The organism is Parabacteroides sp. CT06 (assembly GCF_002257605.1).
GTDB lineage: Bacteria > Bacteroidota > Bacteroidia > Bacteroidales > Tannerellaceae > Parabacteroides > Parabacteroides distasonis.
In genome coordinates this window covers 3,311,403-3,336,553 of sequence record NZ_CP022754.1, presented here as the reverse complement: position 1 = coordinate 3,336,553, position 25,151 = coordinate 3,311,403, and the positions used below count along the sequence as shown (strand labels likewise).

The window sequence follows — 25,151 nt, the reverse complement described above, 5'->3', positions numbered from 1 at the left end:
CCTCGAAAACCGAAAGATTTATGGACAGAATTCGTCTAAAAGACAAAGAATTTGAACTGTTTATTCCGGAGTCGGATATTCAGGCGGCTATCGCTAAAATGGCCGTTCAGATTAAAGCGGATGTGGAAGGGAAAAATCCTCTATTCGTGGGTGTGCTAAACGGGGCTTTTATGTTTGTCGCCGAGCTGATGCGTGAGCTGGATGTTCCGTATGAGCTGACATTCGCTCGTTATTCCTCGTATCAAGGAACTTCCAGTACGGGCATATTGAATGAGATCATGCCGGTGCAGGCTGATATTCGCGGACGTATGGTGATCTTATTGGAGGATATTATCGATACGGGCTTTACGATGAGCTACGTGATGGAGAAGCTTCGGAGCGAGGGTGCCGCCGATGTAAGATTGGCAACGATGCTTTTCAAGCCGGAATCCTTGAAATGCGAGTTGACTCCGGATTATGTAGGCTTACAGATACCCGCTGATTTTATCGTGGGACATGGTTTGGATTATGATGAGTTGGGCCGCTCATATAAGGATATCTACAAGGTTGTGGAATAAAATAGTATACATTATATATAATAAAGGAACAATAGTATGTTGAACGTGGTTATTTTTGGTGCTCCCGGTTCAGGTAAGGGAACACAAAGTGAGTTGATTATTAAAGAATACGGTTTGGATCATATCTCTACTGGCGATGTATTGCGTGGCGAGATGAAGGCTGAGACAGAACTGGGCAAGATCGCTAAGGATTATATCGAGAAGGGACAATTGGTTCCGGACGAGTTGATCGTTGATATGTTGGCGAATGTATTGGATAGCAAGAAGCCGGCTAAGGGCGTAATCTTCGATGGTTTCCCTCGTACGATCCCTCAAGCGAAAGCCTTGAAGAAGATGTTGAACGAGCGTGGAACAGACGTTTCCGTTATGTTGAACCTTCAAGTAGAGGAAGAGGAGTTGATCAAGCGTTTATTGGAGCGCGGTAAAGTATCCGGACGTTCTGACGATAACTTGGAGACGATCAAATCCAGACTGGATGTTTACCATACTCAAACAGCTCCTTTGGCAGACTACTATGTAGGTGAAGGCAAGCACGTAGCCATCAAAGGGATGGGAACAATCGAGGAAATCTTCGGTCGTATCAAAGAGGCGGTTAATAACGTAAAATAATTGAAATAAACCAATATGGCTGAATCGAACTTTGTAGATTATGTCAAGATCTATTGCCGCTCAGGAAAGGGTGGAAGAGGGTCTTCTCACTTCCGTCGTGAGAAATACATTCCGAAAGGAGGTCCCGACGGGGGCGATGGAGGGAGAGGAGGTCATGTGTATCTCCGTGGTAACCGGAATTACTGGACGCTCCTTCACTTGAAATATGAGCGTCATATCATGGCCACCAATGGTGAGAGTGGTAGCGCGAAGCGTAGCTCGGGTAAAGACGGGGAGGATCGAGTAATCGAGGTTCCTTGCGGTACGGTTGTTTACGATGCTGAGACCGGAGAGTTTATTTGCGACGTTACGGAAGACGGTCAGCAAGTGATGTTGCTGAAAGGCGGTCGTGGCGGTCTGGGGAATTTTAACTTCAAGACGGCTACCAATCAAGCGCCCCGTTATTCGCAACCGGGTGAGCCGGCATTGGAACGTACGGTGATTCTTCAGTTGAAATTGCTGGCCGATGTCGGTTTGGTAGGCTTCCCGAATGCGGGTAAATCTACCTTGCTTTCTGTCGTATCCGCCGCTAAACCGAAGATCGCTAATTATCCTTTTACTACGTTGGAGCCTAATTTAGGCATCGTGAGTTATCGCGATAACCGTTCGTTCGTAATGGCCGATATACCGGGTATTATCGAAGGAGCAAGCGAGGGAAAAGGTTTGGGACTTCGTTTCTTACGTCATATCGAACGTAATTCATTGTTATTGTTCATGGTTCCCGCTGAGGCAGACGATATCAAGAAAGAATACGAGATATTGCATAATGAGTTAGTGAAGTATAATCCGGAATTGCTGGATAAACGCCGTGTACTGGCGATCACCAAGATCGATATGCTGGATGAGGAATTGATCGAGGCTTTGTCGCAAGACTTGCCGGAGGGAATTCCGTATGTCTTTATATCTTCTATCACGGGACTGGGTATTGTCGAGTTGAAAGACCTTTTATGGAAAGAGCTGAATAAGGAGAATTTCCATGAGGCAGAGCGAATTGTCCATAAGAATATAGATGTAAGCACGTTGGAATTTGAGGACGACGACGAATACATCTTCCCCGTGGACGAGGACGAGGATGACCCGGATGAGGAATACGAGGAATACTGGGACGATGATGAAGATGAAGATACAAGAAAATAAGCAAATAGAGGTGTCGCGGTTCTCCGGGTTAAGCGGATACCGCGACATTTCTCATTTTACGACAACACGTCATGGCGGCGTGAGTACGGGAACGTACGCTTCGATGAATCCGGGCGTTTATACCGAGGATGATCCGGGCTTCATCCGGAAGAACTTGGAACTTCTTTCGAATGCGGTCGGGATTTCCCTAGAGAATATGGTTATACCTCATCAGACCCATGAGGATCGAGTATTGGCGATCGACGCGTCTTTCCTTTCGCTGAATGATAAAGAGCGAAAGCTACGTTTGGAAGGCGTGGACGCTTTGGTGACGAATGTTCCGGATGTATGTGTAGCCGTATCTACGGCGGATTGTGTCCCTGTCTTGTTATATGCGCCGGATCGTAAAGTGGTAGCTGCCGTCCATGCGGGTTGGCGGGGTACGGTTTTACACATAGCTCGTAAGGCGGCAAGCTTGATGATCGAGGCATACGATTGCGATCCTACTCAATTGGTTGCCGGAATAGGTCCCTCTATCAGTCAAGCGGCATTTGAGGTGGGAGAGGAAGTCGTAAAAGCTTTTCAAATGGAGGGCTTCCCAATGGAGCGGATTCTTCGACGTAATGCGGAGACTCAAAAAGCGCATATCGATCTATGGGAAACCAACCGTTTACAATTGTTAGAGGCAGGATTGCTCTCCGGGCATATAGAGATCGCTGGCATCTGTACTTATATTCGGTATGAGGATTATTTCTCCGCTCGTCGCCTCGGTGTCAAAAGCGGCCGGATCCTTACCGGGATATGTTTGAAAAAATCTTAGTTATATTGGCTCAAACTTATAATAGACATGATTTCAATCACTCTTTCATCTGAGATATCGGAGGCTTGCCCCGATCTTCACGTGTTGGCTATCGCCTGCCAAGTAAAGAACACGGAGCCCGATGAACGACTTTGGGAAGAAATAACCCGTGTTGAGGAGGACATCCGTTCTACCTGTAAGATAGAGGATATTAATAAGTGGACTCCTATTTTCGCTACCCGTCAGGCTTATAAACGTCTGGGGAAAGACCCGAACCGGTATCGCCCTTCCGCCGAGGCGTTAAGACGACGGATACTTCGCGGGCTTCCTTTATATAAGATAGATACCTTGGTGGATATCGTCAATCTGGTTTCTATCCGTAGCGGTTATTCTATCGGAGGATTTGACGCAGATAAGATTGTAGGCGGATTGGAACTAGGTGTCGGAAAAGAGGGGGAAATTTATCACGGTATCGGACGTGGTGAATTGAATATCGCCGGTCTTCCAGTCTACAGGGATGGAGTAGCGGGTGTCGGAACGCCTACCAGCGATGAGGAACGTACCAAGATTGAAATGTCGACCACTTCATTGTTAATGATTCTGAATGGTTATTCCGGTAAGGAGGGCTTATTGGAAGCGGGTGGTTACTCGGTTGACTTATTAAAAAGATATGTCTCAGCGGTAAACGTGGAAGCGGAACTGATATGCCGAGAAAACAGAGGAAAAATAACGTTATAACCGTGTTAATATTGTTTACAAAGCGAAAAATGTCCATCTTTTATGCTAAAAAACATCTATAATCTTTTGTTTTAATCATTTAATCTATAAATTTGTCCCCAGTAATCAAATGTTATCATAAAATGATTGAATTAATTGGTACAAACGCCGGCCTTGTATGGAACGTTTTAAATGAAGGCGGTAAAATGAGTTTTAAGGCAGTGAAGAAAGCCACGAAGATTAAAGCGGAAAAAGATATGTACGCCGCTTTTGGTTGGTTGGCGAAAGAAGGTAAATTAGCTTTCGAGGAGATTGAAGGTGAAATGTATGTTTCTTTAGTGTAAACAAGAGGAACGTTTACAAGAATTAGGGAGGGCTGTTCGATTTTTTTGAACGGCCTTTTTATTTGTCCATACGTTTTCTGTCAAAATAATTAAGTCTACAGTTGGTTAATTCAATTCAAAAACTTACTTTTGTGTAGAATTTGGTGTGAAATGACCGAAGATCATAAGAGATTGTTAGCTGTATTTGAGGTTAGAGTTCGTGATTTGATGGCGTTATGCGATCAGCAGAAACGTAGAATTGACGAACTTACAGCTGCTTTGAGCCTTAAAGACGAGGAGTTGCGGCAGGCGAAGGATATGATTGAAGGATTGAATGCCAAATGTGATAACATGCTGACGGTGCGAATTGTTTCCACGAACGAGGAAGAGATGAAGAACGCCCGGATGCGGTTATCAAAATTAGTGCGGGAAGTAGACAAGTGCATCGCACTTTTAAATGAATAGAAGCGATGGACGAAGAATTTCTTATAAATATAGTGATAGCCGGAAAGAAATATCCGCTTACGATCAAACGTCATGAGGAAGAGTTGGTGCGTGCCGCCGCTGATCAGATCAACAGCAAGATTCTTCAATACAGGCAGCATTTCGCGGTCGAGGTGGATACGAAAGATTTGTTAGCCATGGTGGCTTTTCAACTCTCGATGCATAATCTGGAGTTGGAAAAACGGAATGATACAAATCCTTTTACGGATAAGATACAGGAGCTTACAACCGAGTTGGAAGGATATCTGAAGAAATAACATACATATTGTAAGAAGAGAGTTTCCGCACTGCTTTGCACGGTGAGACCGTGTGATGGTAGTGCTTTTTTTGTATATAAATAAATGAATCTTAAATTATTAGTTAAATGGTTGGAATGTATATAATCATACCGATAGTAACCTTCATCATTGGTGGGTTGCTTGCGTGGCTGGGCATGCGTTTCCTTCTGAAGTCGAAGTACGACTCCGTGCTTCAAGAGGCGGAGAAGGAGGCCGAGGTGATAAAGAAGAACAAGATGCTGGAAGTAAAGGAGAAGTTTCTTCATTTGAAAGCGGACTTGGAAAAACAGGTATCACAGCGTAACGCTAAGATCCAGTCTGTCGAGACTAAATTGAAACAAAGAGAACTGACGATGAATCAACGTCAGGAAGAGTTACAGCGTAGGAATAACGAGGTAGAGGCTGTAAAGGAGAATTTATCTTCTCAGTTGGAGTTGGTGGAGAAGAAGAAGCAAGATTTGGATAAACTTCATCAGAAGGAAGTGGAGCATTTGGAGGCTATCTCCGGGTTGTCCGCCGAGGAAGCCAAAGAGCGTTTGATCGAGTCCTTAAAGGATGAGGCAAAGACGCAAGCCGCTTCTTACATCAACGAGATCGTCGAGGAGGCGAAGATGACCGCTAATAAGGAGGCGAAGAAGATCGTGATCCAGTCTATCCAACGGGTAGCGACGGAGACGGCTATCGAGAACTCTATTACCGTGTTCCATATTGAATCGGACGAGATCAAAGGCCGTATCATCGGTCGTGAGGGACGTAATATCCGTGCTTTGGAGGCCGCTACCGGTATTGAGATCGTGGTGGATGATACGCCTGAGGCTATCGTTCTTTCTGGATTCGACCCGGTTCGTCGTGAGATCGCTCGTTTGGCTTTGCATCAATTGGTGCAGGACGGACGTATCCATCCGGCTCGTATCGAGGAGGTGGTAACGAAGGTGAAGAAGCAAGTGGAAGACGAGGTCGTAGAGACCGGTAAGCGTACCGTGATCGATTTGGGAGTGCACGGTTTGCATCCGGAATTAATCCGTATGATCGGTAAGATGAAGTATCGCTCTTCTTATGGACAGAACTTATTGCAGCATGCTCGTGAGACGGCCAACCTTTGTGCCGTGATGGCTTCTGAGTTGGGCTTGAACCCGAAGAAAGCGAAACGTGCCGGATTGTTACATGATATTGGTAAAGTGCCCGATGATGAGCCGGAATTGCCGCACGCTATCTTGGGTATGAAGCTTTGCGAGAAATATAAGGAGAAACCGGATATTTGTAACGCCGTAGGCGCTCACCACGATGAGGTGGAGATGCAGACGCTGTTGGCTCCGATCGTACAGGTTTGCGACGCTATTTCAGGTGCTCGTCCGGGCGCACGTCGTGAGATCGTAGAGGCTTATATCAAGCGTTTGAATGATTTGGAACAATTGGCTTTATCGTATCCGGGTGTTGTCAAGACTTACGCTATCCAAGCGGGTAGAGAGTTGCGCGTAATCGTTGGCGCTGATAAGATTGACGATAAGGACACCGAGAACTTGTCCGCTGAGATCGCTAAGAAGATTCAGGATGAGATGACTTATCCGGGACAGGTTAAGATCACGGTGATCCGTGAGACTCGTGCGGTAAGCTACGCTAAGTAAGAATATTATTAATATAAATAAAAAAGGCTGGCTTGTGTAAGTCGGCCTTTTTTATATCTGTCGTTATCGATTTCCCAGATCGTCGTATAAAGTTTGTAATAGGACTTTTCCTTTCTCCAAGCGGGTCTCGTTTCCGCTTTCAGGTTCTTCTACTAAAATCTTGTTCCCTTCATTGTCGTATACGGAAACACCGGATTCGTCTATAAAGCCAAATCCATTATTGAATGTATAAAAGGCGTAATGCGGGACGCAAGGATTCAATATATCTTTGCTGAATGAGAACTCATCCGTGGGGAGACCCATCTGATTTAATAAGGTGGCTGCCAAATCGGTCTGGTTTGCGTACGTATCGATCACTTTAGGTTCAGCGATCGCTCCACCTAGCCATAGCATAGGTATGTGGAAACGCAAAGGTCCGTACTCCTGCATGTTTTCAGGGTAACGGTATCCGTGGTCGGAGACAAAGATGACTACCGTATTTTTCCATGCCGGCAGTTCCTTGAACGTATCAATGAAATTGCCGATACAGCTGTCCGTAAATGCGACGGAGTTTAGATAGGGATGCTCCAAATGGTGAAACGGGACCTCGAATGGCTCATGGCTACTTAATGTTAGGAATGTACTTAACCAAGGTTTGCCGTCGACTGGTCTTTGCTTGATATCCTCGTAAAGATGCGAGAACGTGATATCGTCGTTTGCTCCCCATTTACTCAGACGGCTACTCAAGGGAAAATCACGGTCTGCCGTTATCTTGCTGTAGCCGGAACTATAGAAATAACTTTGCATATTCGTGAAATTGATATCACCTCCATAGAGCATATCTGCCGTATATCCTTCTTTGTTAAGACTCTTTGCGATAGATGGAAGGGTCTGGCTTTTCACCGGATACTTCATGATGGAGGTGGTGGGTTGGGCTAAATAGCCGTTCAATACGGAGACTAAGCCTCGGTCGGTACGGAACGAGTTGGCATATAGGTTCGTGAATAATACACCTTCTTTGCTCAGCCGATTCAAGTTCGGCGTAATTCCCGGCTCACCACCAACAGCCTCGATAGCATTTGCCGTGAAACTCTCCATGATGATAATGAGAATATTGGGACGAGTCGTTGTCAATAGCTTGACAGGCTCTGTAGGTATGGAATCTCCCGGGCATAAGGAGTCTTGGGCTTGAATGAGCGTATCGAATAAGGCTTTCCGCTTTTCCTCCGGATAGAAATCGAATTGCGAGGCAAAATCCTGTTGCTTACTCAATGAGGCTATCAGACTGAAACACGGGTTGATCGCCGAATGATTCAAGAACTGGTTCTGGCTGAAATAAACCATGCCGACATTTGCCGTAGACGTAGTTACGCCTCCCCGGATCGGAATAAACAATATTCCCCCTGCTAAGAGGATGGCGAAAGTACTTCCCAATTGTTCCAATCCCGTAGGTGGAAAGCTAGGCTTTACTGGCGCGAACCGGAGGATGAAGGTGAACCAAGCATAGATACCTAGCGCATATGCCACGAATACCAATAATTGGATAAAGAACATTCCCAACGGAACACTCGCCATCGCATCGGCGGGCGATTGCAGGTAGAAGAATAAAGTAGCGTCCAACCTGAATCCCCAAAAGCTGTATAAAGCCACATCTACGGAGAAGATCGCAGATACCAGAATTCCCATGATCAAGAAGTACCCTTTCAATACCTTCTTCAACCAAGCGCCCGGAAGCCAAACTGATACTAGAGTCAATAGGAGAGGGATGGCGGTAAGGTATCCCGCTATCGTGCAATCCAGCTTCAGCCCATGAAGCATAACTTGTAGGAAGTCCGTGAAGGTACAAGTCTCGGACAACGCATGCTGATAAAACATAAATACCGGTTTTTGAATAACAAAAACCGGTAGCCATGCGATAAAAACGATTAGTATGAATAATAATCTTTTTTTCATTTCGAATATAACTTTTCCCGTAACTCCGCGATAGCCGGATCTGTGATGTAGTCATCGTAATCCATCATCTTATCGATGATACCGTTAGGAGTCAGCTCGATGATACGGTTCGATACAGTCTGTATGAACTCGTGGTCATGACTGGAGAACAGGATATTTCCCTTGAATGTCTTCAATGTATTATTGAAGGCTTGGATGGATTCCAAGTCCAAGTGGTTGGTCGGAGTATCCAAGATCAAGCAGTTGGCGTCGGTGAGCATCATACGTGAGATCATACAACGCATCTTCTCACCTCCGGAAAGTACGCTTACCTTTTTCATGAGCTCCTCGCCCGAGAACAACATACGTCCGAGGAAGCCTTTCAAGAATACCTCGTTAGTATCCGGCGAGAACTGGCATAACCAATCGAGCAGGTTGATATCTGTATTGAAATATTTGGAGTTATCGAGAGGAAGATAAGAGGTCGTGATCGTCTGTCCCCACTGATACGTACCGGCATCCGCTTTCTCCTCACCGTTGATGATCTGGAACAAGGCGGTCATGGCACGAGGGTCGTGACTGATAAATACGATCTTGTCATCCTTCTCCACGAAGAAGTTCAAGTCCTTGAACAATACCTGTCCGTCGATACTCTTCGACAATCCTTTCACCTCAAGGATCTGGTTGCCCGGTTCGCGGTTAGGCGTGAACAAGATTCCCGGATAGCGGCGTGAGGACGGTTTGATCTCCTCGATATTCAGCTTCTCCAACATCTTCTTGCGACTGGTGGTCTGCTTGGACTTCGCTACGTTGGCGCTGAAACGGCGGATAAATTCTTCCAACTCTTTCTTCTTCTCCTCGGCTTTCTTATTCTGATTCTGCTGTTGACGAAGGGCTAACTGGCTAGACTCGTACCAGAAGCTATAGTTTCCGGCGAATAATTGTAATTTACCGAAGTCGATATCCACGGTATGCGTACAAACGGAGTCGAGGAAGTGACGGTCGTGGCTAACAACCAATACGGTATGCTCGAAATTAGAGAGATAATTCTCCAACCAAGAAACCGTCTCAAGGTCCAAGTCGTTCGTCGGCTCATCCAATAATAGGTTATCGGGCTGTCCGAACAAGGCACGGGCCAATAAGACACGTACTTTCTGCTTACCGCTCAAGTCCTTCATATACATATAATGCAAATCCTCCTTGATGCCTAGTCCGCTCAATAGGTTGGCGGCGTCGCTCTCCGCGTTCCAGCCTTCCATCTCGGCGAATTTCTCTTCCAGTTCCGATACGCGGATACCGTCGGCGTCACTGAAATCAGGCTTCTCGTAAAGGGCGTTTTTCTCGCTCATCACCTCCCATAAGGTCGTATGTCCCATCAATACGGTATCCATAACCGTATATTCATCGAATGCGAAGTGATCTTGGCTCAATACGGAAAGGCGTTCGCCCGGTCCTAGGTTAACGCTACCTCTGGTAGGGTCTAATTGCTTGCTGATTACACGGAGAAACGTAGATTTTCCGGCCCCGTTAGCACCGATAATACCGTAGCAATTGCCCGGTGTAAACTTCATGTTCACATCCTGAAAAAGGATGCGTTTTCCAAACTGTACGTCCAGATTGTTAACTGTTATCATATTTCGTATACCTATTAAATTGCGATTGAGGATGCAAAGGTACGAAAAATATTGTTTATCTTATCATTGGATGTCATACATCCCGCTCGTTCTCTCCCTTTTTTAGGCTAATTATCTTTTGGGCGTTGAGCGGTGAGATAACGCTTTTCCCGGTTTTGGCTTCCAATTCTAACCGGGCATTGCGAGCCACCTCGCCTCCTTGTTGGGCGACATTTATATGTTCACTAAATGTTTCCGGCTCTGATGTTTCTGATATTTCCTTAGTGGATAACTCAGCCAGCATGTTTAATACAAGCTCTTTGTTTGTCATATTATCCCTAAGGTTTTCTTTTCTTAATCCTTTGAGTCGTTTATATTCTTTGGAGGTCATATCGGACCACGACTTATAAATGATATCGGTTAGCGTAGCGAAATGGAGGCCTTCTTCCAGTCCTCTTTTCTTCCATTCGTCTGTTAGATCTTTCCGTATCTCTATGGATTTCAATCGTTGGTTGATCCAATTATCCGAATAGCCCAATCGTTTATAATCGGCCATGGCTTGCTCGATAGACAATTCCGGGTCTTGCATTTGATCCAAACGTTCCTTCGCTACTTGGGCGATCCATAACTTAAAAGGTTCTGCTTTTGGAGATGGTACTGATTGGATAAGGCGGAAGAGTTGCTCGGTATTGGCTACGTCGGTTAAATATTTCTTGCCATCAGCGGCCTGCATTTTCAGTTGACTACAATTTGTAGTCAACTCGCTACCTTCTCTTTTCAATCTGGTTTTTAATACACTCCAGTATTTTCGAGGGTTGGGGCTATCTGTTAAAATAGATATAACATCAACGATCGAGAAATACCATTCCTCTTGTTCGTCATCCCATATGGCGCGAACTTTTCTTTCTTCGAATAAGCGGATAGATTCTTTTTGTGTCATTTGTAGTTGCTTTGAGTAGTTATAGACAAAGGTAAATGAGAATTTAGTATATCCATAGTTTAATAGTTTGATTAAAAGTTTATTTATCGCAAAGTAAGTATATTAATCTCATTTAAGCAAACGATACGCGGTTTAAATGAGAAGGTACGAAAAATATTGCTTATCTTTGCATTATACATTAATATCCAATTGTGTAATGAATAAACAATCTGTCATATCTCTTCTTCGGAAAGCAAAGCAGCCTTTGTCGCAGAGTTGCGGTGTAAAGCAGTTGGGGCTTTTTGGCTCTACTGTTCGTGAGAGCAATACGGAAAGTAGTGATGTGGATATATTGATCGACTTTGAGGATGATAAAGAGACTTATTCCAATTTCCTTTTGGCTTGTGAGATATTAGAGAAGCTTTTTGACAGATTGAAAGTGGACATAGTCACCCTTAAAGGGTTAAGCCCTTTTATTGGCCAGCAGATATTAAAGGAGGTAGAATATGTGTAAGACCCCTATCGCTTATTTGCTGCATAGTAGGGCTTTATGCGATTTTGGCTGTGTGCGACCTCTGTTTTATGGGAGAACCATGGTGCCGATACCTGCATAACGTGGGGATTATCGTGGGGTGCGTGTGCTTTATCAGCCTCACGGCGACCTGTTTGGAGCGAGGGCTTTGTCGGGTAAGCGGTTTTCTGGCGGGGAGCAGCTTCTTTGTTTATGCTTATCATGGGATGCCGTTGGCGTTGGCTATCAAGGTGGTGGTTCGGTATCTCCCTCCGGGGTCTGAGTTAGAGGTGATAGGCTTGTATTTGGGATCTGCCTGTGTGGTGATAGGGATCGGACTCGCTTTGTATGGCGGGATGAGGCGGTGTGTCCCTTCCTTTTTATTGCTGATTACTGGTGGACGATAGTTCTCATCACTAAAATGGCTTGTCTGCGTAATTCGCTTATTCGTGGCTTTTTGCTTGGGATGGGCGCTTTTCGCTGACAAGCCATTCCTTTGAATAGACTGAAATAGCGGGAATAGAGGGGAGAAAAGAGAGGATTTGGTTGTCTTTTCATGCTGCGGATAGGCATTGTAAGGTTGTTACGATCCAGTTGTAGGGTGTTTACGGCGGCGTTGTTAGTTGCTTTCGACTACGAATGCTATTGTTTTCGAGTGAAAAGTCTATTGTTTTCGAATAAGAAGTCTATTGTTTGTATGTTTGAGGGTGATAAGAGACGGGAATCCTCGCTAGAATAAAAGCTCCAAAAACGATATATCCTTGGAAGATAACTAATTGCGGATTTTTATTCTCAAATATGGAAACCGACTGTACTCTGGGGCGAAATATTCGATTCTCTGGAGCTTTAGAATACAAAATGTCAGAATGTCAAATTGGGCGATCTTCTATTATTAACAAAGGAAATCTCATTATCTTAGGGCAATGTCATATGTTGTAGAGACGGGGCGTGCCCCGTCTCCCGTATCATGTGCGATGGATTCATGTTTCTTTGGCTATGGATGAAATTTGGTATGGTTGCCTTGTTTTTATCTGAATAATAAGGCTGGATTGGAAATAAATATCTACTTTTGTGCTCTAAAACATTAAAGTAAACGAAAATAGAAAGATGGCTGCAACGAAACGAATGAAACGTGCCTTGGTCTCTGTGTTTCACAAAGACGGGCTGGACGAAATCCTAAAGAAATTGCATAGCGAGGGTGTGAGCTTTGTATCAACAGGTGGTACTCAATCATTTATCGAGTCATTGGGTTTGCCTTGTGATGCGGTAGAGGACTTGACTTCTTATCCGTCTATTTTGGGCGGTCGTGTGAAGACGCTTCATCCGAAGGTGTTCGGTGGTATCTTGGCTCGCCGCGAGAACGAGAATGACCAGAAACAATTAGCCGAATATGAGATCCCGGAGATCGACTTGGTTATCGTTGACCTATATCCTTTCGAGGAGACTGTCGCTTCCGGCGCTGAGGAACAAGCGATTATTGAGAAAATAGATATAGGCGGTATCTCTTTGATACGTGCCGCCGCGAAGAACTTCAAGGATGTGGTAATCGTAGCTTCCAAGGCTCAATACCAGCCGTTGATGGATCTTTTGAACGAGAAGGGCGCTGAGACAAGCATCGAGGATCGTAGATGGTTCGCCAAAGAGGCGTTCGCCGTTTCCTCGGGTTACGACTCCGCTATCTTCAATTATTTTGATGGCCGCGAAGGTTCCCATTTCCGTGCAACGGTAGATAGTCCGATGCATTTGCGTTATGGCGAGAATCCTCATCAAGCCGCTAAGTTCTATGGTAAGTTTAACGATATGTTCGATCAAATCCATGGAAAAGAGATTTCTTACAACAACTTATTGGATATCGACGCTGCCGTGAACTTGATCGATGAGTTCGACGAGCTGACGTTCGCTATCTTAAAACATAATAACGCTTGCGGTATCGCTTCCCGCGGTAATGTGGTTGAGGCTTGGAAAGAGGCTTTGGCCGGTGACCCGGTTTCCGCTTTCGGTGGCATCTTGATCACGAATACTACGATTAACAAGGAAGTGGCCGAGGAAATCAACAAGATTTTCTTCGAGGTGATTATCGCTCCGGCTTACGACGCTGACGCGCTGGAGGTACTTCAACAGAAGAAGAACCGTATCATCTTGATCCGTAAGGATTGCAAGACTTGCCCGATGCAGTTCCGTTCTTTATTGAATGGTGTCTTGATGCAGGAGAAGGACTTGAGCATCCAAGGTAAGGCTGATTTGGAGCCTATGACGGATAAGCAGCCGACAGCCTCGGAGGTTGAGGACCTGTTGTTCGCCAACAAAATCGTGAAGAACAGCAAGTCCAACGCGATCACCTTGGTGAAGAACAAGCAGCTTTGCGCCAGCGGTATCGGGCAGACCTCTCGTGTGGACTCTTTGAGACAAGCCATAGAGAAGGCTAAATCATTCGGCTTCGACTTGAATGGCGCCGTGATGGCTTCCGACGCTTTCTTCCCGTTCCCCGATTGCGTTGAGATCGCAGACCAAGCAGGTATCACGGCCGTAATCCAGCCGGGAGGCTCTATCAATGATAAGTTGTCTGTCGAGTACTGTAACCAACATGGTTTGGCTATGGTGAAGACAGGTGTTCGTCATTTTAAACATTAATAATAAGACTAATGGGATTGTTTTCTTTCACACAAGAAGTTGCCATAGATTTGGGTACCGCCAATACCATTATCACGTGTAATGATAAGATGGTGGTAGACGAACCTTCGGTGATTGCTTTGGATGCTCGCTCGGACAAGGTGCTGGCTGTCGGTAAGGTGGCCCGTGAGATGTACGAGAAGACGCACCCGAATATTCGTACCGTACGACCGCTTCGTGAGGGAGTTATCGCGGATTTCTACGCTGCCGAGCAAATGATTCGCGGCTTTATCAAGATGGCGAGCGGAAGGAAGCGCTGGTTCGCTCCATCCTTACGTATGGTGATTGGTATCCCTTCTGGTAGTACGGAGGTAGAGATACGTGCCGTGCGAGACTCTGCCGAGCATGCCGGTGGACGTGATGTGTACATGGTTTTTGAGCCGATGGCTGCCGCTATCGGTGTCGGTATAGATGTCTTGGCCCCCGAGGGTAATATGATCGTGGATATAGGCGGTGGTACTACCGAGATCGCTGTCATATCCTTAGGTGGTATCGTGTCGAATAAATCAATCCGTATGGCGGGTGACGATTTAACGGCTGATATCGTGGAGTATATGCGTCGCCAACACAACGTGAAGGTGAGTGAGCGTATGGCCGAGCGTATCAAGATCAACGTGGGTTCCGCGCTTACGGTATTGGAGGACGCTCCGGAGGATTACGTGGTTCACGGCCCGAATCAGATGACTGCCTTACCGATGGAGGTACCCGTCTCTTATCAGGAGATCGCCCACTGTTTGGATAAGTCTATCTCGAAGATCGAGGCGGCTATCTTGAGTGCCTTGGAGCAAACCCCTCCCGAGTTATATGCCGATATCGTGAAAAACGGTATCTATTTGGCTGGCGGTGGCGCTATGCTTCGCGGTTTGGATAAGCGCTTGCGGGATAAAATGAATATCCAGTTCCATATCGCCGAGGATCCGTTGCATGCCGTGGCGAAAGGTACGGGAGTCGCTTTGAAGAATATTGAGAAGTTTAATTTCTTAATCCGATAAGAGTAAATAATTGAGAATTGAGAATTGAAAGTTGAAAATTAGCGAGCCGATAGGTCTGGTTCTTTTCAATTTTCAATTCTCAACTTTCAGTTTTCAATTCCTATGCGTAAGTTACTAGAATTCCTGATCGGGAAGAGGCATTGGTTTTTGTTCATTCTGCTTGAGGCTGTTTCGTTGATGTTGGTCTATCGTAATAACGCGTACCAACGGAATATTATATTCAGCTCAGCGAATGTCGTGACAGGATATATCGCCTCGATATCCGGATCTGTCACTTCTTATTTGAATCTTCGGGATATCAATAAGGAGTTATTGGAGCGTAACGGACAGTTGGAATTGCAAATGCTGGATCTGCAAGATCAGTTAGATGCGCTGATTGCGGATACGGTTAGTTTTAAGGGATTCGCGCCGGATTCGACGGAGCAATTTCCTTATTCGTTTGTCGTGGCGGATGTAGTGAACAACAGTGTCACGCATTTGTCCAATTATATTACCGTGAATAAAGGGAAACTGGATGGGATCATGCCCGATATGGGAGTTGTCTCGGAACGAGGTGTGGTTGGTATCGTATCGACGGTTTCCGATCATTTCTCCGTGATCATTCCGTTGCTGAATCCTAAGTTCCGGTTGAGTTGTAAGGTGTTAGGTAGTAGTTATTTCGGGTCATTAAGCTGGAATGGGCGCAATACGCTGTACGCCAACCTCGATGAGTTGCCGCGTCATGTGGAGTTCCAGAAAGGCGATACGATCGTGACGAGCGGTTACTCCGCCGTATTCCCCTCGGGTATTATCGTAGGTACGGTCGCTGATTTCGAGAAACAACACGATGATAATTTCTATTCATTACAGGTCGAGCTGGCTACGGATTTTCAAGCGTTGAACAACGTGCGTATTATCAAGAATTTCCGTCAGACGGAGCAAATTGGTGTAGAACAAGAGGCGAAAAGAAATGATTAATAATTTACTGCGTGGTTTCATATATTTCGTGGTGTTTGTGTTGATTCAGGTCTTGGTCTTGAACAACATTCATTTCTTGCGGATCGCTACCCCGTTTCTGTATCTCTATTTCATTATTAAGATGCCGGTCGGTAGCTCACGGACGCAAGTCGTTTTCTTCTCTTTCATAGCCGGGGTGGTTATTGATACGTTCAGCAACACACCGGGTATGCATGCGGCCGCCTGTACATTGGCGGGATTTTGCAGGGAGCCGTTAATCCGTGTATTCATGGGGAAAGATTTGCCGGAAGGTATTTACCCGTCTTATAAGACCTTTGGTTTCGGAGGCTTTTTCCGATATGTGTTATCGTTTGTGTTGATACAACATACGACTCTTTTTGTGATTGAGTCGTTGACTTTATTTGACCCGTTGTTTCTGGTTGTCCGTATCCTCTCGAGCGTGGTGATGACAACCTTATTGATTTGTACGGTAGAAGCATTCAATATAGAGTCTCAGAAAAGTGGAGAATAATACCAAGTATGAGTTTGAGAACAGGCGCTATGTCTTAGGTGGGGCGGTGATCCTGTTGGTTATCATCTTTATTATCCGTTTGTTCATCCTTCAGGTGGTCGACAACGATTATAAAGCTTGGGCGGATAGTAACGCTTTCTTGAAAAAAACCTTATATCCTTCCCGGGGTATGATGTACGATCGTAATGGTAAATTGTTGGTCTATAACCAGCCCGCTTACGACGTGATGCTTATCATGCGTGAGATACAGCCTTTCGATACCCTCGATTTCTGTGATGTGCTGGGCATCACGAAAGAGCAATTCCTCAAACGTATAGCGGATATTAAGAACCGGCGGTTAAATCCCGGTTATTCTTCCTATGTCCCTCAAGTATTTATGAACCAGCTTTCTGCGCAGGAATATGGCGTGTTGCAGGAGAAGTTATACAAATTTCCCGGTTTCTATATCCAGAATCGCACGATCCGCCAATACGAGTATCCCAATGCCGCTCTTGTGCTGGGAAATATCGGCGAGGTAAACCGGAAAGATATAGAGAATGACGCTTATTATACACAAGGCGATTACTCCGGCAGAACCGGGATCGAGCAATCGTACGAGGAATATTTGCGGGGCGTGAAAGGAGTCGAGATCCTGTTGCGTGACGCTCACGGACGTATCAAGGGGCGATACGAGGAAGGCAGGCACGATATCCAGCCGGAATCCGGCAAGAACTTGAAATTATCCTTGGATATGGACTTGCAGGCTTATGGGGAGAAGTTAATGCAGAATAAATTAGGGGGTATCGTGATGATAGAGCCGGAGACAGGGGAGGTACTTTGTATGGTTTCCGCTCCTACATATGATCCGAGTATCTTGATCGGGCGCCAGCGGGGAAAGAACTACGTGGCTTTGCAGAAGGACCCGTTGAAACCTTTATTCAACCGCCCGCTCATGGCGCAATATCCTCCCGGATCTACATTTAAACCGACTCAAGGTTTGATCTTCTTGCAAGAAGGGGTGATTACTCCGGAAACTCAATATACCTGTGCGCATGGATATACCTTCCGGGGAGGTAAGCCGGCTTGTCACGGGCATCCGTCTCCTCTGAATCTGGTCGGGGCGTTGGCGACCTCTTGTAACTCTTTTTTCCCTTGGGGACTGCATGATATGATCGACAGCCGGAAGCGATATCCGTCGGTACAGGAGGCTTTTGAGGTTTGGAAGAATCACATGGTCTCAATGGGATATGGCTATAAGTTGGGAATTGATCTTCCGGGAGAGAAGCGAGGGTTCATTCCGAATAGTAAGTTCTACGATAAGGTGTACCGGGGACGTTGGAATTCCAGTACGGTTATCTCGATCGCTATCGGTCAGGGTGAGATATTGGCTACGCCTTTGCAAATCTGTAATTTGGCGGCTACTGTCGCTAATCGGGGATATTATATTACTCCGCATGTCGTAAAAGAGATTCAAGACACTCCGCTGGATACATTATATAGTAAGAGGCATTATACATCGGTGGATACGCATTATTATAGTTATATTGCCGAGGGTATGCGAGGGGCTGTTACGGGAACCGCTTATGGTGGAACCTGTCGTGGGGCGGCTTTACCGGATATCGAGGTTTGTGGAAAGACGGGAACGTCGGAGAATCCGCATGGTAAGGACCATTCTATTTTTATGGGATTCGCTCCTTATCAAAAGCCGAAGGTCGCCATTGCCGTGTTTGTGGAAAACGCCGGATTCGGTGCTACCTATGCGGTGCCTATCGGTAAATTGATGTTGGAGAAATATTTGAAAGGAGAAATATCCGAGGCTAACAAGGCGACGGAGGAATATATTATGAATGCCGTAATACTACCGAACAATGCGCTATAGGAAAACGGAAATATGGAAGTCGGTAGACTGGATTACCATTTTGTTGTATTTGATTATGGTAATCGCCGGTTGGTTTAGTATTTGTGGGGCGAGCTACGAGTTTGATAACGTTGGCTTGTTCGACCCGTCGGGCCGTCCGGGGATGCAGATGATTTGGATCGGTACCTCACTCGCCCTTATTTTCGTCATATTGATGCTGGAAAGTGACTTCTTCGATATATTCGCCTATCTGATCTATGCGTGCGTGATCGTATTGTTGATCGCCACTATATTTTTAGCACCTAATATCAAGGGATCGCATTCTTGGCTCGTATTGGGACCTATCCGTTTGCAACCAGCGGAGTTGGCTAAGTTCGCTACCGCTTTGGCCGTGGCGAAGTTTATGAATGGCTATGGCTTTAAGCTAACGACGGTCAAGAATTTCTCAATCACTTTGTTCTTGATCTTCTTGCCGATGGTTTGTATTCTTTTACAGAAAGAGACGGGGTCGGCATTGGTTTACTTGGCATTCTTCCTGATGTTATACCGGGAAGGAATGACTGGATATATTTTGTTGATAGGAGTTTGTGCGGTCGTCTTTTTCGTTACGGGAATGAAATATTCAGAGGTGATGGTGGGTATTACCCCATTGGGTGAATTAATCGTCTCTTGCCTTGTCTTATTAATAACCATGGGATTAGTTGGGAGTGTCCGTAAGGATTATATAAGCGTTAAGATCATGCTTGGGGGAATTGCTTCGACATTCTTGATCGGGTATGTCGTTTCTTTGTTTGTCCCGGTAAACTTCGCTTGGATATCGATAGGCTTGGTAGGAGCCGCGTCAATCTATTTATTCTATTTATCCATTCGAAACTGGGTATGGCATTATGCGTTAATCGCTCTGTTCGCTTTAGGTTCTATCTGTTTCCTATTTTCTGTGGATTATGTGTTTAATGACATATTGGAACCTCACCAACAAATTCGTATTAAAGTCTCTTTAGGCTTGGAGGATGATCCAAGCGGGGCGGGGTATAATGTGAATCAGTCCAAGATCGCTATCGGTTCCGGAGGATTATCCGGAAAAGGATTCTTGAATGGGACGCAGACCAAATTGAAGTATGTGCCGGAACAGGATACGGATTTTATCTTTTGTACGGTAGGCGAGGAGCAAGGCTTTTTGGGAGCCTCTGCCGTATTGATCGTATTCGGACTTTTTATTCTTCGTCTGATTGTATTGGCGGAGCGGCAAGATAATGCTTTCGGGCGAGTCTATGGCTATAGCGTAGCCTCCATATTCTTTTTCCATCTGGCGATTAATGTCGGCATGGTGACGGGATTGACTCCGGTTATCGGCATTCCCTTGCCTTTCTTTAGCTATGGAGGTTCCTCGCTTTGGGGATTTACGATCTTATTGTTTATTTTTCTTCGTTTGGACGCTTCTCGGAAGGAGCGTTAGTGGAAGAAGGTAAGACCCGTAAGCCGATTTCCTGAATGCCCGGAAGTTGGTCGTTACGCATCCCCTGCCGGAAGCTAAAGGTATATTGCCCTTTAACGGGGAAATAGTAAGCAGACCGTATCGGGAAACTGGATTGAAACAGGGAGATCCCGTCCCCATACCATTTCCCAAACTCATCAGCTAACATACATTCGATCGTATCCCTTTTTAAAGGACCTATCGGAAGTTCCTCGCTGCAAAATACCCATAGGTTCTGATATGGATACATATTATTGTTCCGTACTTCCAAGGTTAGGTCGTACGGAATCGATATATCCTTAATCAAGAAAGTGAAATAGTACTCCTTATCCTTCTCCCACGAGGTGTTTTGGATAGCTTGATACTGATCGTATACAGCTTCATTCTCGCAAGAGAAGCATAAGAAGCATGTTACACAGGCGGCAATGAACTTTTTAAGCCTCAGGCTTTGTCTCTGGCCTATTCTCCGTTTTATCAGGTCTGGCCTGTTTGATCGGTTGCTGAGGTTTGTCATTATTCGCAGGCTTGTCATTGTTGGATTGCTTATCGTTATTAGCTCTCGGCCTTTGTTTCGGGCGATTGTTTCGGTTGCTCTCCCTGTTATTATCACGGTTGTTCTCCCGATTCTCCCGACTGTTTTCCCGGCTATTATCTTTGTTATTCTCCCGGTTATTCTCTCTGTCCCGGTTATTCTCACGATTGCTATTCCTATTATTTCCTCCGTTGCGGCGATTATTGCCACCGGCTCCGTTTCCTCCGTTGTTCTTATTCTCAGAAACAGGTGCGTCGGTGTTGGTAACTGCCGTCGCGGTGGTGTTAGCTCCGTTCCCGTTTCCATTGTTCTCGCCATTATTCTTGTTGGCAGGACGTTTTTTCTTTTTCTTTTTAACAGAGTCGAAACGTGTGACGCTTTCTTGCCCAAGAATATCTTGAGCGTCTCGTTTCGGTGGTTGTGGCTTCGTATCCGCCTCTAGAGATATCGGCTTCATGCCTTTCTTATTCATGTTAATGACATCGAAAGCACGGCTTGCCGGAATCGTGATAAGATTAGCCGCAAATGATTTATCCGTAGAATAGGTAATTTCCCGTTTGAAAATATCCGTCTTGAAATGATAGTAATTATTATCTTTGGTCTCCAAGACAATCTCCCGGGAAGGAAGGCGTTTCTGGGCTTCCACATATGTATCTACCTCATAATTGATACAACATTTCAATTTAGCGCATTGTCCGGCCAATTTCTGGGGATTCATGGAAATATCTTGATAACGGGCAGCTCCGGTAGCGACCGATACAAAACTTGTCATCCAACTGGAACAGCAAAGTTCTCTACCGCAAGGGCCGATACCACCGATACGTCCGGCTTCTTGACGAGCACCGATCTGCTTCATCTCGATACGAACACGAAAAGCCTCCGCTAGCACTTTAATTAGTTGACGGAAATCTACACGTTCATCCGCTATATAATAAAAGATCGCCTTATTACCGTCACCTTGATACTCTACATCACCGATTTTCATATTCAATCCTAAATCGGCAGCGATTTGCCGCGAGCGAATCATAGTGGCATGTTCCTTTGCTTTCGCTTCCTCATATTTCTCGATATCGGTCGGTTTTGCCTTTCGGTAAATCCGTTTTGGCTCAGCTTCCGTGCGCACGTTGTTCTTCTTCATTTGCAGCAGAACCAATTTTCCCGTTAAAGAAACCGTACCGATATCATGACCGGGACTTGCCTCTACGGCTACTATATCACCTTTTTCCAAAGGTATTTTAGCACTATTCAAGTAATACCCTTTGCGGGTATTTTTAAATTGAACCTCTACGAAGTCAGTCGAGCCTTCCGCGTCGGGTACATCGCACAACCAATCATAGGTATTCAGTTTATTGTTTTGCCTTTTGCTGCAACCTTTGCAGCCCATATGGCTACTTCCTTTATCTAATATGAAATCCATTTATTTTTAATTTGTAAGAGGGCCATCGACATAACCACCCAATTTATCTAAATATGCAAAAATAGTGATTTATTCCCATTCAAAATCATAGTTATGATTTTTTCAGTTATAAAAAAAGACCCGAAGATAGGTGTTATACCTAACCTTCGGGCCTTTTCTTATATATTTACACGATTAGTCTACCAACCCATGGCTCTTGAATACCTTGTGGATTGTTTCCAAAGCGTAATCTAGTTGCTCTTTCGTGTGGGTAGCCATAAGGGAGAAGCGGATCAGTGTATCCTCGGAAGCAACTGCGGGAGCTACTACCGGGTTTACGAAGATTCCGGCCTCAAATAATTCTTTTACGATAAGGAATGTCAAGTCGTTGTCACGGATAAACAACGGGATGATCGGGGTAGAAGTATGTCCGATCTCACAACCCATGTTACGGAAACCATCCAATGCGTAATGAGTCAAATCCCATAAATGTTGGATACGTTCCGGTTCGCTTAACATAATATCTAATGCCGCGTTCGCTGCGGCAGTAGCGGCAGGCGTATTGCTTGCGCTAAAGATATAGGAACGGGAGTGGTGACGTAAGTAATTGATAACCGGTTCGTCTGATGCGATAAAACCACCGATAGAAGCGAAAGACTTACTGAAAGTTCCCATGATCAAATCAACATCGTTCGTAACGCCGAAGTGATTACAAGTACCGCGGCCATGATCACCGAATACACCGATACCATGAGCCTCGTCAACCATTACACTTGCGTTATATTTCTTTGCGAGAGCTACGATTTCCGGTAATTTAGCGACATCACCTTCCATGCTGAAGACACCGTCGATAACGATAAGTTTCACCTTGTCTGGCTCGCATTTCTGGAGTTGTTTCTCCAAGGAGTCCATATCGTTATGCTTGAATTTCAATTTCGTGGAGAAAGAAAGACGATGTCCTTCGATAATGGATGCATGATCCAACTCATCCCAAAGGATATAGTCCTCACGTCCGGTGATACAGGATACAACACCTAGATTAACTTGGAAACCTGTAGAGTATACGATGGCGTCTTCTTTACCAACAAATTCTGCTAAACGTTTTTCCAACTGGAGGTGTAAGTCCAACGTTCCGTTTAAGAAACGTGAGCCGGCACAACCTGTACCATACTTTTTAATGGCCTCGATCGCTGCTTCTTTTACTTTAGGATGATTGGTTAATCCTAAGTACGCATTAGAACCAAACATCAAGACTTTCTTCCCGCTGATTAGAACTTCCGTGTCCTGATCGCTCTGGATTTCCCTGAAGTAAGGATAGATTCCCATTGCCATGGCTCTTTGAGGAGCGTCGTACTTTGCTAGTTTCTCTTGTAAAAGTTTCATATTATTATAAAAGAGAATGATTTATCTCGCTATTTATTTATTCTAATAAAGAACACAGGTTCGCCGCATACATAATCCCATGTTTCGGCAAATCCAGCCGCAAAAATAGTAAAAAAATAACTTATAGTAGTCGAAATGCTTTAAAAGTTTTATAAAAGCATTATTTTTGTCCTCTCAAATAAAAAAGAAGAAGTGAGGATGAGCGAACGGGATATAAAAGTACAAGCTATCATAAACCCTATATCAGGTGTAGGGTCGAAGCGCAAGATACCTAAGATGATCGAAGGGATCTGCTCGAAAAAGAACTGTTCGTTAAACATTTCTTTTACAGAGTATGCAGGCCATGCCAGCGAGTTGACTCGGCAAGCCATAGAGGAGGGAGCTGAATATATTTTGGCGGTAGGCGGTGACGGGACGGTGAATGAGATAGCGAGAGCTATGATCCATTCGAATGCGATCTTAGGTATCATCCCGAAAGGTTCGGGCAATGGCTTAGCTAGAGAATTGCACATACCGATGGACGTGAAAAGAGCTATCGATCTGATCGCGAAAGGGCATGTTACGACGATAGATTGCTGCCGGGCGAACGGACAGGTCTTTTTCTGTACCTGTGGAGTCGGTTTTGATGCCGCCGTCAGCCAGAAATTCGCGAATGAGAAACGGCGCGGCTCTCTTACTTATATAAAGAATACGATAGAGGAGTATCTGAGCTATAAGCCTGAGCCTTATGAATTGGTGGTGGATAATCAGACGATCAAGGAGAAGGCGTTTCTAGTCGCTTGCGCGAATGCTTCGCAATATGGTAATAACGCGTTTATCGCTCCGCACGCGAATATACAGGACGGACGGATGGACGTTACGATCTTATCCCCTTTTATGCCATTGGATATCGCTCCTTTGGCCATTCAATTGTTTACCAAACAGATTGATCGGAATAGTAAGATTAAGACGATGAAAGCCCAGCAAGTCACGATTATTCGCCAACATCCGGGCGTGATGCACTTGGATGGAGAACCGATCATGGCAGATCGCCGTATCGATATTACGGTGGAACCAAAAGCCTTACATGTGCTGACTCCGGAGGTTGTGTCTTTCACCAAGGAGGTACATAATTTATTTGACGAGGTAACTCGCTTCTTCGATAAAAAGCTTCCTTACATTTTCAAGTAAAAGTCTTTAGCTATAGCGGTGAATTCTTCGCTATATCGATGCCGCTCGATTTCTAGAGTCAGATGAGACGACTTGGGCTTTGCTACCGGCGTCGCTGAGAGTTCTATTAATAAACGCTTAGGAGGGGCGTCCGGTATGGGGGAAACGTGGGCTTCTCTCGATGGAGACAAAGACTCTTCTCGAGCGATGTCTATTAAAGACTCCCGTTGCTCGAAGGGAAGCACCAAGGCGATATTTCCTTCGGGTGCCAACAGTTTGCGGCTATCACGCAATAAATCCGGGAGTGATAGAGTATCCGTATGCCGGGCTAGATTACGTTTAGTATCCGGGCATTTCAATGAATCAATAAAATAGGGTGGGTTGGATACGATCAAGTCATATTTGATATTCTCATCCGGCATATATTCGGAGAGCGAGGTTTGATAGACTTGTATCCGGTTGGCGAAAGGCGATTTCGCGATGTTTTCCTGAGCTTGTAAACATGCGTCTGAATCTATATCGATAGCGTCTAAAATCGCGGTGCTACGCTGCGCCAGCATGAGGGCGATCAATCCCGTTCCGGTTCCCACATCCAAAATCCTCTGACATCTCTCTGTGCTAGCCCATGCCCCAAGCAAAACGCCATCCGTTCCGACTTTCATGGCACATTTATCGTGCCATACCGTAAATTTCTTGAATTGAAAATAAGGATTTGCCATATCTCTATCG

Annotated in this window: 25 protein-coding genes; 18 read left to right on the top strand and 7 right to left on the bottom strand. The window is 45.3% G+C overall.

Annotation, left to right across the window (positions count from 1 at the left end; all coding sequences use genetic code 11):
- Positions 1–20: 20 nt before the first annotated feature.
- The 9 genes from hpt to rny all read left to right on the top strand — a co-directional run bounded on the left by hpt (position 21) and on the right by rny (position 6,567).
- Entirely contained in the window at positions 21–557 is a 537-nt protein-coding gene (hpt, locus tag CI960_RS14600; protein WP_010183721.1) for a hypoxanthine phosphoribosyltransferase, read from the top strand.
- Between the two features lie 36 nt (positions 558–593).
- A complete protein-coding gene (locus CI960_RS14595; protein WP_005854805.1) occupies positions 594–1,166 on the top strand; it encodes an adenylate kinase in 573 nt (190 codons plus the stop codon).
- 15 nt (positions 1,167–1,181) lie between these two features.
- Positions 1,182–2,342: a GTPase ObgE gene (obgE, locus tag CI960_RS14590; protein ID WP_094582407.1), complete on the top strand. Its 1,161-nt coding sequence runs from the start codon at positions 1,182–1,184 to the stop codon at positions 2,340–2,342.
- Complete coding sequence (gene pgeF / locus CI960_RS14585) at positions 2,314–3,141, top strand: peptidoglycan editing factor PgeF (protein WP_005854809.1); 828 nt, start codon at positions 2,314–2,316, stop codon at positions 3,139–3,141. Before obgE ends, pgeF begins: the two co-directional genes overlap by 29 nt.
- 27 nt (positions 3,142–3,168) lie before the next feature.
- A complete protein-coding gene (locus CI960_RS14580) occupies positions 3,169–3,858 on the top strand; it encodes a B3/4 domain-containing protein (protein ID WP_005854811.1) in 690 nt (229 codons plus the stop codon).
- Positions 3,859–3,980: 122 nt separating this feature from the next.
- Complete coding sequence (locus tag CI960_RS14575) at positions 3,981–4,181, top strand: winged helix-turn-helix domain-containing protein (RefSeq protein WP_005854813.1); 201 nt, start codon at positions 3,981–3,983, stop codon at positions 4,179–4,181.
- Positions 4,182–4,331: 150 nt separating this feature from the next.
- A complete protein-coding gene (locus tag CI960_RS14570; RefSeq protein ID WP_005854815.1) occupies positions 4,332–4,625 on the top strand; it encodes a hypothetical protein in 294 nt (97 codons plus the stop codon).
- Between the two features lie 5 nt (positions 4,626–4,630).
- Complete coding sequence (locus tag CI960_RS14565) at positions 4,631–4,921, top strand: cell division protein ZapA (RefSeq protein WP_005854817.1); 291 nt, start codon at positions 4,631–4,633, stop codon at positions 4,919–4,921.
- Between the two features lie 107 nt (positions 4,922–5,028).
- Entirely contained in the window at positions 5,029–6,567 is a 1,539-nt protein-coding gene (gene rny / locus CI960_RS14560) for a ribonuclease Y (RefSeq protein ID WP_005854819.1), read from the top strand.
- A 63-nt stretch (positions 6,568–6,630) separates the two neighbouring features.
- On the opposite strand, the gene CI960_RS14555 is transcribed toward rny, so the two are convergent.
- The 3 genes from CI960_RS14555 to CI960_RS14545 all read right to left on the bottom strand — a co-directional run bounded on the left by CI960_RS14555 (position 6,631) and on the right by CI960_RS14545 (position 11,031).
- Entirely contained in the window at positions 6,631–8,499 is a 1,869-nt protein-coding gene (locus tag CI960_RS14555; protein WP_005854821.1) for an LTA synthase family protein, read from the bottom strand.
- Entirely contained in the window at positions 8,496–10,112 is a 1,617-nt protein-coding gene (locus CI960_RS14550) for an ABC-F family ATP-binding cassette domain-containing protein (RefSeq protein ID WP_005854824.1), read from the bottom strand. Before CI960_RS14550 ends, CI960_RS14555 begins: the two co-directional genes overlap by 4 nt.
- 73 nt (positions 10,113–10,185) lie before the next feature.
- Positions 10,186–11,031: a Bro-N domain-containing protein gene (locus tag CI960_RS14545; protein ID WP_005854826.1), complete on the bottom strand. Its 846-nt coding sequence runs from the start codon at positions 11,029–11,031 to the stop codon at positions 10,186–10,188.
- A gap of 196 nt (positions 11,032–11,227) precedes the next feature.
- Between CI960_RS14545 and CI960_RS14540 the strand changes: the two genes are divergently transcribed.
- The 8 genes from CI960_RS14540 to rodA all read left to right on the top strand — a co-directional run bounded on the left by CI960_RS14540 (position 11,228) and on the right by rodA (position 19,944).
- The gene (locus CI960_RS14540; protein WP_005854828.1) at positions 11,228–11,524 is read left to right on the top strand and encodes a nucleotidyltransferase family protein; all 297 of its coding nucleotides are present in this window, start codon (positions 11,228–11,230) and stop codon (positions 11,522–11,524) included.
- Between the two features lie 68 nt (positions 11,525–11,592).
- The gene (locus CI960_RS14535) at positions 11,593–11,928 is read left to right on the top strand and encodes a hypothetical protein (protein ID WP_008780188.1); all 336 of its coding nucleotides are present in this window, start codon (positions 11,593–11,595) and stop codon (positions 11,926–11,928) included.
- 700 nt (positions 11,929–12,628) lie between these two features.
- The gene (gene purH, locus CI960_RS14530; protein WP_005854829.1) at positions 12,629–14,152 is read left to right on the top strand and encodes a bifunctional phosphoribosylaminoimidazolecarboxamide formyltransferase/IMP cyclohydrolase; all 1,524 of its coding nucleotides are present in this window, start codon (positions 12,629–12,631) and stop codon (positions 14,150–14,152) included.
- 11 nt (positions 14,153–14,163) lie between these two features.
- Positions 14,164–15,183 (top strand): rod shape-determining protein, encoded by a 1,020-nt coding sequence (locus tag CI960_RS14525; protein WP_005854830.1) that lies wholly within the window; start codon positions 14,164–14,166, stop codon positions 15,181–15,183.
- 102 nt (positions 15,184–15,285) lie between these two features.
- Entirely contained in the window at positions 15,286–16,140 is an 855-nt protein-coding gene (mreC, locus tag CI960_RS14520; protein WP_005854831.1) for a rod shape-determining protein MreC, read from the top strand.
- Positions 16,133–16,651, top strand: a complete 519-nt coding sequence (mreD, locus tag CI960_RS14515; RefSeq protein WP_005854832.1) for a rod shape-determining protein MreD — start codon at positions 16,133–16,135, stop codon at positions 16,649–16,651. The genes mreC and mreD overlap by 8 nt, the downstream gene beginning before the upstream one ends.
- On the top strand, positions 16,641–18,509 hold the full coding sequence (mrdA, locus tag CI960_RS14510; protein WP_005854834.1) for a penicillin-binding protein 2: 1,869 nt from the start codon (positions 16,641–16,643) through the stop codon (positions 18,507–18,509). The genes mreD and mrdA overlap by 11 nt, the downstream gene beginning before the upstream one ends.
- The gene (rodA, locus tag CI960_RS14505) at positions 18,499–19,944 is read left to right on the top strand and encodes a rod shape-determining protein RodA (protein WP_005854836.1); all 1,446 of its coding nucleotides are present in this window, start codon (positions 18,499–18,501) and stop codon (positions 19,942–19,944) included. The genes mrdA and rodA overlap by 11 nt, the downstream gene beginning before the upstream one ends.
- Here rodA and CI960_RS14500 read toward each other — a convergent pair.
- The 3 genes from CI960_RS14500 to CI960_RS14490 form a co-directional block, all read right to left on the bottom strand.
- Positions 19,904–20,476, bottom strand: a complete 573-nt coding sequence (locus CI960_RS14500) for a gliding motility lipoprotein GldH (protein ID WP_036628624.1) — start codon at positions 20,474–20,476, stop codon at positions 19,904–19,906. The genes rodA and CI960_RS14500 overlap by 41 nt on opposite strands.
- Positions 20,397–21,911: a regulatory iron-sulfur-containing complex subunit RicT gene (locus tag CI960_RS14495; protein ID WP_010183701.1), complete on the bottom strand. Its 1,515-nt coding sequence runs from the start codon at positions 21,909–21,911 to the stop codon at positions 20,397–20,399. The genes CI960_RS14500 and CI960_RS14495 overlap by 80 nt, the downstream gene beginning before the upstream one ends.
- A gap of 174 nt (positions 21,912–22,085) precedes the next feature.
- Entirely contained in the window at positions 22,086–23,273 is a 1,188-nt protein-coding gene (locus CI960_RS14490; protein WP_005854840.1) for an aminotransferase class I/II-fold pyridoxal phosphate-dependent enzyme, read from the bottom strand.
- Between the two features lie 198 nt (positions 23,274–23,471).
- On the opposite strand from CI960_RS14490, the gene CI960_RS14485 reads away from it, so the two are divergent.
- Positions 23,472–24,443, top strand: a complete 972-nt coding sequence (locus CI960_RS14485; protein ID WP_005854843.1) for a diacylglycerol kinase family protein — start codon at positions 23,472–23,474, stop codon at positions 24,441–24,443.
- On the opposite strand, the gene CI960_RS14480 is transcribed toward CI960_RS14485, so the two are convergent.
- A complete protein-coding gene (locus CI960_RS14480) occupies positions 24,428–25,141 on the bottom strand; it encodes a tRNA1(Val) (adenine(37)-N6)-methyltransferase (protein WP_036612898.1) in 714 nt (237 codons plus the stop codon). The two genes, CI960_RS14485 and CI960_RS14480, sit on opposite strands and share 16 nt — an antisense overlap.
- Positions 25,142–25,151 lie beyond the last annotated feature (10 nt).

What these genes read in the sequence shown, in the direction of transcription:
- hpt (WP_010183721.1), top strand. Translation starts at nt 21, where the DNA reads ATGGACAGAATTCGTCTAAAAGACAAAGAATTTGAACTGTTTATTCCG.
- CI960_RS14595 (WP_005854805.1), top strand. Translation starts at nt 594, where the DNA reads ATGTTGAACGTGGTTATTTTTGGTGCTCCCGGTTCAGGTAAGGGAACA.
- obgE (WP_094582407.1), top strand. Translation starts at nt 1,182, where the DNA reads ATGGCTGAATCGAACTTTGTAGATTATGTCAAGATCTATTGCCGCTCA.
- pgeF (WP_005854809.1), top strand. Translation starts at nt 2,314, where the DNA reads ATGATGAAGATGAAGATACAAGAAAATAAGCAAATAGAGGTGTCGCGG.
- CI960_RS14580 (WP_005854811.1), top strand. Translation starts at nt 3,169, where the DNA reads ATGATTTCAATCACTCTTTCATCTGAGATATCGGAGGCTTGCCCCGAT.
- CI960_RS14575 (WP_005854813.1), top strand. Translation starts at nt 3,981, where the DNA reads ATGATTGAATTAATTGGTACAAACGCCGGCCTTGTATGGAACGTTTTA.
- CI960_RS14570 (WP_005854815.1), top strand. Translation starts at nt 4,332, where the DNA reads ATGACCGAAGATCATAAGAGATTGTTAGCTGTATTTGAGGTTAGAGTT.
- CI960_RS14565 (WP_005854817.1), top strand. Translation starts at nt 4,631, where the DNA reads ATGGACGAAGAATTTCTTATAAATATAGTGATAGCCGGAAAGAAATAT.
- rny (WP_005854819.1), top strand. Translation starts at nt 5,029, where the DNA reads ATGGTTGGAATGTATATAATCATACCGATAGTAACCTTCATCATTGGT.
- CI960_RS14555 (WP_005854821.1), bottom strand. Translation starts at nt 8,499, where the DNA reads ATGAAAAAAAGATTATTATTCATACTAATCGTTTTTATCGCATGGCTA.
- CI960_RS14550 (WP_005854824.1), bottom strand. Translation starts at nt 10,112, where the DNA reads ATGATAACAGTTAACAATCTGGACGTACAGTTTGGAAAACGCATCCTT.
- CI960_RS14545 (WP_005854826.1), bottom strand. Translation starts at nt 11,031, where the DNA reads ATGACACAAAAAGAATCTATCCGCTTATTCGAAGAAAGAAAAGTTCGC.
- CI960_RS14540 (WP_005854828.1), top strand. Translation starts at nt 11,228, where the DNA reads ATGAATAAACAATCTGTCATATCTCTTCTTCGGAAAGCAAAGCAGCCT.
- CI960_RS14535 (WP_008780188.1), top strand. Translation starts at nt 11,593, where the DNA reads ATGGGAGAACCATGGTGCCGATACCTGCATAACGTGGGGATTATCGTG.
- purH (WP_005854829.1), top strand. Translation starts at nt 12,629, where the DNA reads ATGGCTGCAACGAAACGAATGAAACGTGCCTTGGTCTCTGTGTTTCAC.
- CI960_RS14525 (WP_005854830.1), top strand. Translation starts at nt 14,164, where the DNA reads ATGGGATTGTTTTCTTTCACACAAGAAGTTGCCATAGATTTGGGTACC.
- mreC (WP_005854831.1), top strand. Translation starts at nt 15,286, where the DNA reads ATGCGTAAGTTACTAGAATTCCTGATCGGGAAGAGGCATTGGTTTTTG.
- mreD (WP_005854832.1), top strand. Translation starts at nt 16,133, where the DNA reads ATGATTAATAATTTACTGCGTGGTTTCATATATTTCGTGGTGTTTGTG.
- rodA (WP_005854836.1), top strand. Translation starts at nt 18,499, where the DNA reads ATGCGCTATAGGAAAACGGAAATATGGAAGTCGGTAGACTGGATTACC.
- CI960_RS14500 (WP_036628624.1), bottom strand. Translation starts at nt 20,476, where the DNA reads ATGACAAACCTCAGCAACCGATCAAACAGGCCAGACCTGATAAAACGG.
- CI960_RS14495 (WP_010183701.1), bottom strand. Translation starts at nt 21,911, where the DNA reads ATGGATTTCATATTAGATAAAGGAAGTAGCCATATGGGCTGCAAAGGT.
- CI960_RS14490 (WP_005854840.1), bottom strand. Translation starts at nt 23,273, where the DNA reads ATGAAACTTTTACAAGAGAAACTAGCAAAGTACGACGCTCCTCAAAGA.
- CI960_RS14485 (WP_005854843.1), top strand. Translation starts at nt 23,472, where the DNA reads ATGAGCGAACGGGATATAAAAGTACAAGCTATCATAAACCCTATATCA.
- CI960_RS14480 (WP_036612898.1), bottom strand. Translation starts at nt 25,141, where the DNA reads ATGGCAAATCCTTATTTTCAATTCAAGAAATTTACGGTATGGCACGAT.